The organism is Noviluteimonas gilva (genome assembly GCF_009740395.1).
Classification (GTDB): domain Bacteria; phylum Pseudomonadota; class Gammaproteobacteria; order Xanthomonadales; family Xanthomonadaceae; genus Noviluteimonas; species Noviluteimonas gilva.
Map to the genome: position 1 here is coordinate 230,103 of NZ_WOXT01000003.1, position 13,342 is coordinate 243,444.

Below are 13,342 nucleotides of genomic sequence, written 5' to 3' on the forward strand. Positions count from 1 at the left end.
TTACTTCGGGCGCGCGGCGCGTCGCCGGCGCGCGTCCTTCGGGTCCGCCACGAGCGGACGCAGCAACTCGATCCGGTCCCCGTCGCGCAACACCGCCTCCGGTGTCGTGCGCACGCCATGCAGTGCCAGACCGTCGATGCCCCGCGCCACCAGCGCTTCGGGCGTGAATCCCGCCGATTCCAGCGCCTGCGCCACCGTCGCGCCGATCGGCAAGGTCAGTGGCCACGACTCGAAGGCCCGCGGCACCGCCAGCACGATCTCCACGCGCATGCGCCTACTCCGCGCCGCGGTCGGCCGCGCGCACGAAATCGTCGACCATGCGGTCGGCAAGCCCCTGGAAGCCCAGCGCGAAGGCCGGCCCCAGCAACTTGTTCTTCGGTTCGAAGTCGAGCGTCAGCGTCACCTTGCACGCCGACTCGTCCAGCGCATGGAACTGCCAGCGGCCATGCAGCTTCTTGAACGGCCCGTCCTTCAGGTGCATGTCGATGTGGTGCGGCGGCGAGAGCTTGTTCTCCGTGGTGAACCACGTGCGCAGCGAGCCCAGCCCCAGGTCCAGCCGCGCGACCACGCGCTTGTCGTCCTGTTCGATCACCTGCGCGGCCTCGCACCAGTCGAAACGCCGCGGATAGGCCGCGATGTCGTTCACCAGCCCGAACATGCGGGCGGCGGAGTGTTCGACGAGGGCGCTGCGCTGGATCGTGGGCATCGGGCCTGATGTTCGGGTTCGGGTTCGCCTGCGCGGTCCGCTTCGGCGAGAATGGCGGGATGAACAAGAAAGTGGCCAAGGATAAGGGAAAGCCGGCGTCCGGCGCGGCGAAGGCGCCCGCGCAGAAGACCATCGCCCTGAACAAGCGGGCGAAACACGAGTATCACTTCGAGCAGAAGGTCGAAGCCGGCATCGCCCTGCAGGGTTGGGAGCTCAAGGCCATCCGCGCCGGGCGCTCCAACATCGGCGAGGCCTACGCGATCGTGAAGGACGGCGAGCTGTACCTGTTCGGCGCGCAGATCACGCCGTTGATCTCGGCGTCCTCGCATGTCATCGCCGACGCCCACCGCACGCGCAAGTTGCTCCTGCATCGCCGCGAGATCGACGAGCTCATCGGACGCGTGCAACGCGACGGTTACACGCTGATTCCAACGGCGATCTACTGGAAGGGCAACAAGGTCAAGGCCGAACTCGCCCTGGCGCGCGGCAAGCAGACGCACGACAAGCGCGAAGCCAGCAAGGAACGCGACTGGAACCGCGAGAAGCAGCGGCTGTTGCGCCGGCACAACAAGAACGCGTGATCCCGACGTCGGCAGGGGTTACGTCGGCAGTCTCAGCGTAAAGGCGAACACCGCGCCCTTCCCTGCCTCGCCCGTCGCGGTGATCGTGCCGCCGTGGCGCTCGACGATGCGCTTGACCGTCGCAAGCCCGATGCCTTCGCCGGCGAATTGCGCGTCGTCGTGCAGGCGCTGGAACGGGCGGAAGAGTTTGTCGACATAGGCCTGGTCGAAGCCGATGCCGTTGTCCTGCACGTAGAAGGTTTCGCCATCGTCGTGTTGGCCGAAGGCGATGAACGCCTGCTCGCGATCGCGCGTGAACTTCCACGCATTGCCGAGCAGGTTCAGCAGCAGGCTGCGCACCATCGCGGGGTCCGCGGTGGCGACCAGTGTCGGCGCGATGTCGACGGTGACGGGGCGATGCGGTTCGGCGGTGCGCAGGTCGGCGATGATTTCGCCGGCCATGCGCGAAAGATCCAGGCGCTCGGGAACGAGATCGCCGCGCGCCACGCGCGAGAGTTTCAGCAGCCCTTCGATCAACTCGCTCATGCGAGCGGCCGCGTTGCGCACGCGTTCCAGATACCCGCGACCCGTGTCGTCGAGCACGGGTGCATAGCGATCGTCGAGCACGCGGCTGAAGCCTTCGATCGCACGCAAGGGCGCGCGCAGGTCGTGCGACACCGAGTACGCGAAGGTTTCCAGTTCGCGATTGGCCTCGCTCAATTCGCGCGTGCGTGTTTCCACGCGCGCTTCCAGGCTGCGGTTCAACGCGACCACGCGCGCCTCGCTGCGTCGCGCGGCCAGGCTCATGCGCGCGGCCAGGCGTTGCGCGCGCAGTTCGGTATGCGCAAGCGACCACACGATGCCGAACAACAACAGCGACGACAGCAGCCCGACGATCAGGGCCGTGCGCAGCGGCGCCAAACCGGGCACGGCGTCATCGAGCGGCCCGGAGGCGAAGTCGAAACGCCATTGCCGCCCGTACGCGCGCACCGTGGTCGTTTCGTGGAAGGCCGCCGCATCGCCTTCGCGATAGTTGGGATCGCCATAGACCAACTCGCGGCCGCCTTCGGTGACGTCGAACAGGCGGAAGGTCACCGAGCGCTTGATCGGCGCGAGCGCCACTTCGACGAAGCGCTTGGCGCGAATGGGCGCGTACACCCAACCGGTGATCGCGCTTTCGCGCTGCACGACGGTCGAAGGCGCGATGCCACCGGGAAACACCGGCACGTACAACAGGAACCCGCCGGCCTTCGGATCCAGGTCCTGCACCAGCTTCACGCGCGAACTCATGCGCGGCATCGCTTCGTGCATCGCGGCCACCATCGCGGCGCGGCGCGCGGGTTCGGAATACATGTCGAAGCCGACCGCGCTGAGGTTTTCCGCCGTGCGCGGTTCCAGATACAGGATGGGGCCGTAGCGTTCGCGTTCGCCGCGCGGCCAGATCGTGAGCAGGCCGCGGCCGGCATCGCGCGTGTCGATCTGCAACTGCTGCATGCCGTAGCGGCTGACGTACGCCGCATAGCCCAGGCCCGTCATCGCCGGGAAGCGTTGCGCCAGGCTCAGGCCATCGACATACGCCTGCCATTCGCTCGGACTGGGCCGCGCGACGCTGGCGAACAAGGCCGCGCCCCCGCGGATCGTGAGCTCGTAATTGACGAGGCGTTGCTGCAACAGCTCGACGATTTCTTCCGTCGACGCGTGGAATTCGGCCTGCGCGCTGCGCAGCTCGTTCTCACGCGCCGCATGCCAGGCCGTGACGACCAGGGCCACGGTGGCGATCAGCACGAGCACCGCGAGCACGAAACCGGCGAAGCCCGGCGTCGCACGCAGAGTGTCGGGCGCGGCGGGGGGACGCGTCGCGGACGGCATGGCCGAAGCATAAGCGGCAATGAACCCGTGGCGCGCCGACGGCCTTCACGCCTTGCCCTACACGGTATCGCCCCTATACTGCCCGGGTCAGCGTGTTTGATGTCTCCCGGGGGTGCACTGGCTTCGACGGGGGTCGCGAAATCGCTTGGCGCATGCCGAGGGGGTAGCTTTCCTCGTTAATCCAGCTGCAAAAACCTAGACGCGAACGACGACGTCTACGCTCTGGCCGCTTAAGGCCTAGCCCCGAACCCACTTGTGCCTGTGCTCGTGGATGTAGGGTCATCATCACAGGATCGGTTGGAGTGGCGACCCGTCAGCTTCGACTTAACCTAAAGCGGGTGTGTCCTGCGGTGTGCCTCGCACGTCGTGTTGCCGCAGGCCGAGAACGAACGGCGAGCTAAGCATGTAGTGCCGGGGATGGAGTGCCTTCGGACGGGGGTTCAATTCCCCCCACCTCCACCAGTTGAAGCAAAGGCCCGCCAAGTGCGGGCCTTTTCTTTTGCTGCGGTCGCTGACGCAACCATGCGATGTCGCATGGTAGTCATTCCGGTGGACAATCGGCCTTTCCTTCCCCCGGACCCACGCATGTCGCGCCCCGCTTCACTCGATTACCAGCAGTTGCTCGAATGTGCCCGCGGCGAGATGTTCGGCCCGGGCAACGCACGCCTTCCCGCGCCTCCGATGCTGATGTTCGACCGCATCACGCGCATCACCGAGGACGGTGGTGGCTTCGGCAAGGGCCAACTGGTCGCCGAACTCGACATTCGCCCCGACCTCTGGTTCTTCGCCTGCCATTTCGAAGGCGACCCGGTGATGCCCGGGTGCCTGGGCCTGGATGCGATGTGGCAGCTCGCGGGCTTCTTCCTGCCCTGGCTGGGCGAGCCCGGCCGTGGCCGTGCGCTGGGCGTGGGCGAAGTGAAGTTCACCGGGCAGGTGCTGCCGGAAGCGAAGCTCGTCCGTTACGAAATCGACGTCAAGCGCGTGATGCGCGGCAAACTGCGCATGGTCATCGCCGACGGCCGCACCTACGTCGACGATCGCCTGATCTACGAAGCGCAAGGCCTGCGCGTTGGCTTGTTCCAATCGACGGAGGGCTTCTGATGCGTCGCGTCGTCGTAACGGGCATGGGCATCGTGTCGCCGCTCGGCAACGATGCCGCCACGGTGTCGGCCTCCCTGCGTGCAGGCCGCAGCGGCCTGCGCGCGGCACCCGAACAGGCGAGCCATGGGCTGCGCAGCCAGGTGGCCGGCGTTTGCGAGATCGATTTCGATGCGTTGATCGACCGCAAGCTCAAACGCTTCATGGGCGACGCGGCGGCGTATGCCTACGTGTCGATGAAGCAGGCGATCGCCGATGCCGGCTTGGACGAGGACATGGTGCACGACCTGCGCACCGGCCTGATCGCCGGTTCCGGCGGCGGTTCGCCGCATTGGCAGACCGAAACCAGCGACCTGCTGCGCGAAAAGGGCGTGCGTCGCATCGGCCCGTACATGGTGCCGCGCACGATGTGCTCGACGGTGTCGGCGAATCTCGCCACGGCCTTCGGCATCCGCGGCGTGAGCTATTCGCTGTCCGCCGCGTGCGCAACGTCGGCGCACTGCATTGGCGCCGCGGCCGACCTGATCCGTCACGGCGCGCAGGACATCGTGTTCGCCGGCGGCGGCGAGGAACTGCACTGGGCGATGACCTCGCAGTTCGATGCGATGGGCGCGCTGTCGACCAAGTACAACGACACGCCCGAGCGCGCCTCGCGGCCGTACGACATCGATCGCGACGGCTTCGTCATCGGTTCGGGTGGCGGCATGCTGGTGCTGGAAGATTACGAACACGCGGTGAAGCGCGGCGCCCGCATCCACGCCGAACTCGTGGGTTACGGCGTCACCTCCGACGGCGCCGACATGGTCGCGCCGAGCGGCGAAGGCGCGGCGCGCTGCATGAAGCAATCGCTGGCGGGCCTGGACGGGCAAGGCGTCGGTCCGGTCGACTACCTCAACACGCATGGCACCTCGACGCCCGCGGGCGACATCGTCGAACTCGAAGCGGTGCGTGCCGCATTCGGCAACGCGCCGATCCCGCCGCTGTCCTCGACCAAGGCCCTGACGGGCCACTCGCTCGGCGCGGCCAGCGTCCACGAGGCGATCTACAGCCTGTTGATGCTGGAGGGCGGATTCATGGCCGCCTCGTCGAACATCGAGACGCTCGATCCGCGCGCGGAAAGCTTCCCCGTGCTGCGCGAAATGCGCGAGGCGAAGCTGCGATGCGTCATGTCGAACAGCTTCGGCTTCGGCGGGACGAACGCGACCCTGGTGTTCCGCGCGGTCTGATCGCGTCGATCCGGACTTCGACTTCCCGGTGCGCACATTCGCGATGAACGGTTCGAACCGCACCGAGAAGGACAAGATGCTCGCCGGCGAGATGTATCTCGCCAACGATCCGCAACTCGTTGCCGAGCGGTTGCTCGCGCGCGCGCGTTGCCAGGCCCTCAACACCCTGCCCGCGTCGGCGTCCGACGACGCGCGGCGCGCGGCGACCGATGCGATCTTCGGCGCGCCGGGTAACACGTACGTCACGGCGCCGTTCTTCTGCGACTACGGCACCAACATCACGCTCGGCGCGAACGTCTACTTCAACTTCAACTGCGTGGTGCTCGATGTCGCGCCCGTCACCATCGGCGACAACGTCATGTTCGGTCCCGCGGTGCAGGTCTACACGGCCACGCACCCGCTGGATGCGGTGGAGCGACGCAGCGGCCGCGAGTTCGCCAAACCCATCGCGATCGGCGACGACGTCTGGATCGGCGGCGGCGCGATCCTTTGTCCGGGCGTGACGATCGGACCGCGCTCGGTCATCGGCGCCGGCAGCGTGGTGACGCGCGATCTGCCGGCCGACGTGTTCGCGGCCGGAAATCCGTGCCGGGTGATCCGATCGCTTTAGCGCAGTCGACTACGGTGTCGGCACAACGCGCCGCAACGGATGCGCCTCGGTGTTGAGCACCACCTTTTCCAGGTCGATCGTCTCGGGCGGCGCGAACAACAGGTAGAAGTACTTGAAGGTTTCGGCCAGCACGAAGCTCTCCATGTCGTCGGCCTGCTTCATCGTCGTCACGTCTTCGATGGCCGCGTATCCCGCTTCGGTGCGGCAGTGGCGGACGAAGTCTTCGAACAGTTTCTTGCCCATCACGCGGTACTGCGGATCGCCGGTGAGGCGGTACAGATACCAGGTGGATTCGACGATTTCCGGCCGCAAGGGATAGCCGGCCGACGTGATCTCGCGCTTGCGGTAGTCGTAGGCCTCGGGTTCGATGCCGTGCAGGTTCCACATAGCGAACGACGAATCTTGCAGGCGTCGTGCGCGATCGATATCGCCCGAATACGCGAGCAGGCCGGGATAGAACGCGTCGAGCGCGCCGTATTCGTGGCCCGTGCGCTTGCCGGTGTGCATGTCCACCTGACCGAACCAGAGCGCGCCGTCGACCTCCTCGGCGTTATAGCGATTGGCGGCGGCGACGCTCGGCGTCCACATCGCCAGGCATTCCTTGTCGTCGAACAGCTTCCAGCACTTCCACAGATACTCGTAGTACGAATCGATGCGCGCACCGATGTGGCTGCTGGTGTTCGTCCATTTGCCGGTGACGACATCGAAGCGCTCGCCGACCAGGTCGAGTTTCGAGCGGCGCTTGTAGGTTTCGACCAGGGCGCGCTTGGCCTTCTCGTAGAACACCGGGTTGCCGGTGAGTTTGCTCAGCGTGCCGTACTCGAGCAGCAGCGTGCCGGCTTCGGCCGGATTGCTTTCGACGCCCTGCCCTTTGCCGGTGCGCAGGTTGACGTTCACGTACGGCAGGCCCGTCGGTGTGTCGAAGGCCGGCAGCAAGCGCGTGCCGAGATCTTCGGCCTGCTTGAGCAGGCGCTCGTCGCCGGTGAGCTGATAAGCGGAGAGCAAGCCGCCGAGCAGGCGGATTACGACTTCGAAATGCTTGACGTCCAGGTCCTTGTCGAACGAGAGCTGCGTGGCGATCAACTCGCGCGCGCCCTTCGCTTCCTCGTCCAGGCCCATGAGCACCATCGTGTCGAGCGCATCGACCGGCGTCATCAACAGCGACTGCGCATACCAGTCCTGCGACGCCTTGCTCAGCGGCTTGAGGGCGTCGTGTCCCCACGCATGCGTTTTGTAACCGCCCCATGCGTGCAGGAATTCGGTCTTGACCTGCGCGGCCAGGCGCGCGGCTTCGGCATCGTCGACGGTCTGCGCGACGGCGGGCGCGGCAGGCTTCTCCGCGGCGATGCCGAGCATCGGGACCAACAGAAACGACAACAACAACGTACGCGATTTGAACATGTGGGTCGCCTCAGGTCGGACGATGGCGCAACAGGTGCAGCACGTCGTGGCATGCACCCATGGTGTGGTAATCGGTCTTGCCGGCGGGGCTCTTCTCGTCGCTGTACTTGCGGTTGCGGCGATCCAGGATGCGATACCACGCACCGCGTTCGTGGTCGACGAAGTGCTGCCATGCGTACGCCCACAAACGGTCGTACCAATCCCAGGCGCCCAGTCGTGCGGCTGCCGCGATGGATTCGGCCTGCACCCAGAAATACTTGTCGTCGTCGCAGACGCTGCCATCCGGTGCGAATCCGTAGCACAGGCCGCCGAATTCCGGATCCCACGCACGCAGCATCGCGGTGTCGAACAGATGCCGCGCCGTGGGAAGCGGCCACGCGGCGGGCGTGCCGCGCGCGCGCAAGTGTCCATCGAGGATGACCAGCAGCTTCGCCCACTCGGTCTGATGACCGGGTTGGAAGCCCCACGGACGGAACAGGTGTTTGGGATCGTCGCGGTGGTATTCCCAATCCACGTTCCAGTCGCGGTCGTAGTGCTCCCACACCAGGCCGTCGGCTTTTGCGGCCTGGCGTCGCGTCATGTGATCGGCGAGCGTGGCCGCGCGATCGAGATAGCGCGCCTCGCCGCTCGCCTCGTACGCGGCCAGCATCGCTTCGCACATGTGCATGTTGGCGTTCTGGCCGCGGTAGTCGCTGAAATGCCACTCGGCATCGGCTTCGTCGCGATACAAGCCGGCATCGGCTTCCCAGAAGCGCGATTCGAGCAGCGCCCAGGTTTCGTCCATCCAGCCGGCGGCTTGCGCGATGCCCGCCTTGCGCGCGGTCGAATAAGCCAACAGCACGAACGCGACGCCGTAGCAGTGGTTGGTTGCATCTTCGACTCGGCCGTCGCGCAGCGTCCACGCATAACCACCCGTGGACGGATTGCGATGCACATCGCGCAAGTACGCCAGGCCGTGCCGGACGGCATCGAGATACTGCGCTCGCAACGCCGTGACTTCGCCGAACTCCATTGCAGCCATCGCGTAGTTGAAAACAAATCGCGTGCTGCTGACCAGGTGCCGATGGCTGCGGTCGTACACCGTGCCATCGTCCTTGAAGTAATGGAAAAACCCGCCCGCCGGATCGATGCAGCGTGGGTGGTAGAACGCCATCGTGCGCGCGATGTGCGCGCGCAGGAATTCGGGCGAACGGAAATCGGGTTGGTCAGGCGTCGTCATTCTGGCTTCCAAGCAATGCGGAGACTTGCGAATGGTTCGGCATCGCCGCGAACGCGCCCTGGCGCGTCACCGCCAATGCGCCGACCGCCGCTCCGAATCGCAGCGCATCGGCGATGGCCGTGGCATCGGAGGCGAATTGCGGGAACCGCGCGCCATCGACACCGAGTTCCGCGAGACGGAACAACACGCCGCCGACGAACGCATCGCCTGCCGCGGTCGTGTCCACCGCCTGCACGCGCAAGGCCCCCACTTCGCCGCTGGAGGCGCGCGTGTGCCACTGCAAGGGGTCCGCGCCATCGGTGATGACCACCAGGCGCGCGTGGCCTTCGAGGATGCGTTGTACGACCGCGGCTTCGCCGCCGGGTAACGCTTGCGCGAGGTACTCCAGTTCATTGCGCGCGAGCTTCACCAGGTCCGCTTCTCTCAAGGCGTTCCACAGGCGCGGCCGCGGATCCGTTTTCTCCGGCCACAATGCCGGGCGCAGGTTGAGATCCAGGCTCACCACCGCGCCTGCCGCACGTGCGCGTGCCATGCCTTGCAACGTGGCTTGTGCGATGTCGGCTTCGGTCAGGCTGTTGGAACACACATGGAAGACGGACGTCTGCGCGAACGACGCTTCATGGAAATGCGCGTCGCGAAACAACAGATCCGCCGCGGGCGGTCGATAGAAGTTGAAGTGGCGCTCGCCGTCCGCATCCAGTTGCACGAAGGCCAGCGCGGTGCGCGCTGCATCGGTGCGCACGATGCCGGTCGTGTCCACGCCGGCATTGCGAAGACTGTCCAGCAGGAAGTCGCCGAACATGTCGACGCCGAGCATCCCGACGAATTGCGCTTGTCCGCCGAGACGCGCGACCGCGACCGCGACGTTGGCCGGCGCACCGCCGGCGAACTGCAGGAAGGCGCGCGGCGCATCGGGCGTGGCGGCGGGCTGCGCCAGGAAGTCGATCAGCGCTTCGCCGAAGCAGACGACTTTCATGCGTGATCCGCCTTCGGCACATGCGCGCCACCGCTGCTGCCCCGCACGACAAGCGTCACGGGCGCCACGAGGTTGCAGGGCGCTTCGTCCGGCGATTGCACGCGCTGCAGCAGCAATTGCGCGGCTTGTCGACCGCGCTCGCGCGGGTCGACGGACAACGTGGTCAGGGGTGGCGTGGAGAGCGCGGCTTCGGGAATGTCGTCGAACCCGGTGATCGCGAAGTCCGTGCCCGGGCGCGTGCCGCGCGCCTGCAGGCCGAGCATCAACCCGAGGGCGACGTTGTCGTTGTAGCAAACGGCGGCGGTGAGCAACGGGTCGCGTTCGAACAGCGCGCCGGTTTCATGCGCGGCGGCCACGCGCGTCGGTGCGCATTCGACGAGCCAGTTCGCATCGGGTCTGATGCCGGCCGCCGACATGGCGTCGATGTAACCCTGGCGGCGTTGCCGGCACGAGCTGGAATCTCCATGTCCGCCGAAGAAGGCGATGCGTCGATGGCCGAGCGACAACAGGTGTTCGGTGGCCAGGCGCGCGCCGCGTTCGTTCTCCAGCGCGAGGAAATCCCAGTCGCCGCCCGCGAGCGCGCGATTGAAGACCAGGAGCGGCGTGATGCCGACCACGCGTCGCACCGCTTCGCCGTCGCTGTGTTCGGCCGGCGAGAGGATGATCCCGGCCGGCCCGTGTTCGAGCAGCGAATCGAGCACGGCCTGCTGTCGCTCCGGCGACTCATTCGTGCTGCCGAGCAGCGTCACGTAGCCTTCGGCGCCCAGCGCTTCGTCCACGCCCGCGGCGAACTCGGCGAAGAACGGGTTCGACAGGTCGTTGATGACCAACGCCACGCTGGAGGACGTGCGCCGCCGCAAATTCGCCGCGGCGCGGTTGTAGACGTAATGCTGCCGCTTGAGTTCGGCCTCCACGCGCGCACGCGTATCGACATTGACCAGCGGACTGCGGCGCAGCACCAGCGACACGGTGGCGCGCGAGACATCGCAGGCGCGGGCGATGTCGTTGACGGTGACGGGCTTCTGGCGGGTCATTGCAATGGCTCAAAGGTGTTGCCCTCGTCCTTCGTCCCGATGAAGGTGTTGACGGTCGCTTCGACGCTCGGGTCTTCCGACGCGCGACGCTCCGACGCCGGCGTAGCCGCCGAGAGCGCAAGCAACACCACCGCGGCGGCAACTCGCAGGCGCATCCCTTCCCCGAAAATCGATTAGACCGATCTAAACACACCACAGTCGGCGCAAAAGCGCATGTCGCGGTGCAGCATGCCCTTCCCGGGAACAATGCTAATTTCCGCGCTTTGGAACGATCCAAAGCGAACCCAGACATGACGAACAAGGTGAAAGCCGCGGGCCTGTTGCTGGTGGTCGCGGCCTGCAGCGCCATTCCAAGCAAAGCCCTGGCCGCAACCGCCGCTCGCGGCACTGAAGCCTGGGCGGCCGTCGATCCCTTCATCGGCACGGGCGGCGAAGGCCACACCTTCCCCGGCGCCGTCGTGCCCTTCGGCATGATCCAGCTCAGCCCGGATACGCAGATCAAGCCGCGCAAGGAGGCCTACGGCTGGGCCGCCGGCTACCGTCATGACGACAGCACCATCGTCGGCTTCTCGCACACGCATTTCTCCGGCACGGGGCATTCGGACCTGGGCGACGTGCTGGTGATGCCGATCTCCGGCGAGGTCAAGCTCGAACGCGGCGACATCGACAAGCCCGGAAGCGGATACACCTCGCGCTTCTCGCACGAGGGGGAAGTCGCGCAGCCGGGCTACTACGCGGTCACCCTGTCGGACTACGACATCCGCGCCGAACTCACCGCCAGCGCACGCGTGGGCGTGCATCGCTACACGTTCGCGAAGGGCAAGCCCGCGCACGTGTTGGTCGATCTGCGCACGAGCATGTACGACTATCCGGGCAAGGTGTTGTGGTCGCGCTTGCGCCTGCACGCCGATGGCACGCTCACCGGCTTTCGCGAAACGCGCGGCTGGGCACCGGGCCGCCAGGTGTACTTCGCGATGCGTTTCTCCAAGCCGATCACCGGCCATCAATTCCACGACACCGAGCGCGACGTGCCCTACAAAGGCTTCCCGCCGCCTGGCAAGGACGATCCGCACCAACGCGCGCAAATCGAAGGTCGCCAGTTGGTCGGTGCGCTCGACTTCGCCGACGCGCCCGGACAGCCGCTGGTCGTGAAGGTCGCGATCTCGCCCGTCGGCGAAGACAGCGCCATCGCCAACCTCGACGCGGAGATGGCCGACTTCGATTTCGATCGCGTGCGCGCCGATGCGAAGGCGCAATGGGCGCAGGCGCTCGGCGCGATCGACGTCGACGCACCCGCGCCGATGCGGACCAGCTTCTACACCGCGCTGTACCACGCCTTCATGGGCCCGAGCCTGTTCATGGACAGCGACGGCCGTTATCGCGGTCCCGACAACGCCGTGCACCAGGCGAAGGGATTCACGAACTACTCGACGTTCTCGCTCTGGGACACGTATCGCGCGTTGCATCCGCTGCTCACGCTGGTGCAACCGGAACAACGCAACAACGACTTCATCCAATCATTGCTCGCCGCGCAGGGCGCGAGCCCCTACGGCGTGCTCCCGATCTGGGCGTTCCACGGCCAGGAAACGTGGTGCATGATCGGCTACCACGCCGTGCCCGTGATCGCCGACGCCTACATGAAGGGCATCCGCGGTTACGACACCGATGCAGCGCTGAAGGCGATGGTGGCCAGCGCCAGCTACGGCCCGTACGACGGGCTCGCGCAGTACATGGAACTCGGCTACGTCCCGATCGACGAGGAAGACGAGGCCGCCTCGAAGACCCTCGAATACGCCTTCGACGACTGGGCCATCGCGCGCGTGGCCGAAGCGATGGGTCGCAAGGACATCGCAGCGCAGTTCCAGAAACGCGCGGCGAACTGGCGCCACGCCTTCGATCCCGCCACCGGCTTCATGCGCGCGCGCAAGCGCGACGGCAGCTTCCGCGAACCCTTCGATCCGACCGCCAGCGGGTATGGCTCCGACTACACCGAAGGCAACGCGTGGCAATACTCCTGGTACGTGCCGCATGACGTGGCGGGGCTCGCGCAGGCGCACGGCGGCGCGGACAAGCTGCTCGCGAAACTCGACGCGGTGTTCGACGCGAAGGTCGATCCGAAGACCTTCGAGCACATGGAAGACATCACCGGCCTGATCGGCTGGTATGCGCACGGCAACGAACCCAGCCACCACGTCGCCTACCTCTACGCCGCGGCCGGCGAGCCCTGGCGCACGCAGCAGCGGCTTGGCCCGATCATGGCGAGCCAGTACTCCCCGCGCCCCGATGGCCTGTCCGGGAACGACGACCTCGGCCAGATGTCGGCGTGGTTCGTGTTCACGGCGCTGGGGTTCTATCCCATCGCGCCGGGCAGCAACGAATACATCATCGGCCGTCCCTTCCTGCCGCGCGCGACGCTCAACCTGCCCAACGGCAAGCGATTCACCGTCGTGGCCGACGGGCTGGACGACGCGCACTCCTATATCGGCAGCGCAACGCTCAACGGAAAACCGCTGGATCGCGCCTTCCTCCGCCACGAGGACATCGTGGCCGGCGGCGAATTGCACTTCACGATGCAGGCGCAACCCAACCGGGCCTGGCCCGGGAAGGATGCAGCGCAGCCCTACTCGATGTCGCACTGACGTG

At 66.4% G+C, this 13,342-nt stretch carries 13 protein-coding genes and 1 other RNA gene; 6 read left to right on the forward strand and 8 right to left on the reverse strand.

Going from position 1 to position 13,342, the window contains the following annotated elements; all coding sequences use genetic code 11:
• Both GN331_RS11940 and GN331_RS11945 read right to left on the reverse strand, forming a co-directional pair.
• Entirely contained in the window at positions 1-270 is a 270-nt protein-coding gene (locus GN331_RS11940; protein WP_156642393.1) for an RnfH family protein, read from the reverse strand.
• A gap of 4 nt (positions 271-274) precedes the next feature.
• Positions 275-706 (reverse strand): type II toxin-antitoxin system RatA family toxin, encoded by a 432-nt coding sequence (locus GN331_RS11945; RefSeq protein ID WP_156642395.1) that lies wholly within the window; start codon positions 704-706, stop codon positions 275-277.
• Positions 707-765: 59 nt separating this feature from the next.
• Here GN331_RS11945 and smpB point away from each other — a divergent pair, with 59 nt between their 5' ends.
• Positions 766-1,287 (forward strand): SsrA-binding protein SmpB, encoded by a 522-nt coding sequence (gene smpB, locus GN331_RS11950; RefSeq protein ID WP_156642397.1) that lies wholly within the window; start codon positions 766-768, stop codon positions 1,285-1,287.
• An 18-nt stretch (positions 1,288-1,305) separates the two neighbouring features.
• Here smpB and GN331_RS11955 read toward each other — a convergent pair whose 3' ends face one another.
• Positions 1,306-3,135 (reverse strand): sensor histidine kinase, encoded by a 1,830-nt coding sequence (locus GN331_RS11955; protein WP_156642399.1) that lies wholly within the window; start codon positions 3,133-3,135, stop codon positions 1,306-1,308.
• 108 nt (positions 3,136-3,243) lie between these two features.
• Here GN331_RS11955 and ssrA point away from each other — a divergent pair.
• From ssrA to GN331_RS11975, 4 genes are all read left to right on the forward strand, one after another.
• Positions 3,244-3,597, forward strand: a transfer-messenger RNA (tmRNA) gene (gene ssrA, locus GN331_RS11960).
• Positions 3,598-3,720: 123 nt separating this feature from the next.
• Positions 3,721-4,236, forward strand: a complete 516-nt coding sequence (gene fabA / locus GN331_RS11965; RefSeq protein WP_156642401.1) for a 3-hydroxyacyl-[acyl-carrier-protein] dehydratase FabA — start codon at positions 3,721-3,723, stop codon at positions 4,234-4,236.
• A complete protein-coding gene (gene fabB, locus GN331_RS11970) occupies positions 4,236-5,459 on the forward strand; it encodes a beta-ketoacyl-ACP synthase I (protein WP_156642402.1) in 1,224 nt (407 codons plus the stop codon). Before fabA ends, fabB begins: the two co-directional genes overlap by 1 nt.
• Before the next feature lie 43 nt (positions 5,460-5,502).
• On the forward strand, positions 5,503-6,069 hold the full coding sequence (locus GN331_RS11975; protein ID WP_156642404.1) for a sugar O-acetyltransferase: 567 nt from the start codon (positions 5,503-5,505) through the stop codon (positions 6,067-6,069).
• Positions 6,070-6,078: 9 nt separating this feature from the next.
• On the opposite strand, the gene GN331_RS11980 is transcribed toward GN331_RS11975, so the two are convergent.
• From GN331_RS11980 to GN331_RS12000, 5 genes are read right to left on the reverse strand one after another with little or no spacing between them, the layout of a single operon-like run.
• Positions 6,079-7,470 carry a glycoside hydrolase family 47 protein gene (locus GN331_RS11980; protein ID WP_231734478.1) on the reverse strand — a complete coding sequence of 464 codons (1,392 nt, stop codon included), beginning with the start codon at positions 7,468-7,470 and terminating at the stop codon, positions 6,079-6,081.
• Positions 7,471-7,480: 10 nt separating this feature from the next.
• On the reverse strand, positions 7,481-8,689 hold the full coding sequence (locus GN331_RS11985; protein ID WP_156642406.1) for an AGE family epimerase/isomerase: 1,209 nt from the start codon (positions 8,687-8,689) through the stop codon (positions 7,481-7,483).
• Positions 8,676-9,665 (reverse strand): carbohydrate kinase family protein, encoded by a 990-nt coding sequence (locus tag GN331_RS11990; RefSeq protein ID WP_156642408.1) that lies wholly within the window; start codon positions 9,663-9,665, stop codon positions 8,676-8,678. The genes GN331_RS11985 and GN331_RS11990 overlap by 14 nt, the downstream gene beginning before the upstream one ends.
• A complete protein-coding gene (locus GN331_RS11995; RefSeq protein ID WP_156642410.1) occupies positions 9,662-10,699 on the reverse strand; it encodes a LacI family DNA-binding transcriptional regulator in 1,038 nt (345 codons plus the stop codon). Before GN331_RS11995 ends, GN331_RS11990 begins: the two co-directional genes overlap by 4 nt.
• The gene (locus GN331_RS12000) at positions 10,696-10,854 is read right to left on the reverse strand and encodes a hypothetical protein (RefSeq protein ID WP_156642412.1); all 159 of its coding nucleotides are present in this window, start codon (positions 10,852-10,854) and stop codon (positions 10,696-10,698) included. Before GN331_RS12000 ends, GN331_RS11995 begins: the two co-directional genes overlap by 4 nt.
• Positions 10,855-10,989: 135 nt before the next feature.
• Here GN331_RS12000 and GN331_RS12005 point away from each other — a divergent pair, with 135 nt between their 5' ends.
• Positions 10,990-13,338, forward strand: a complete 2,349-nt coding sequence (locus tag GN331_RS12005; RefSeq protein WP_156642413.1) for a GH92 family glycosyl hydrolase — start codon at positions 10,990-10,992, stop codon at positions 13,336-13,338.
• The last annotated feature ends 4 nt before the right edge of the window (positions 13,339-13,342 follow it).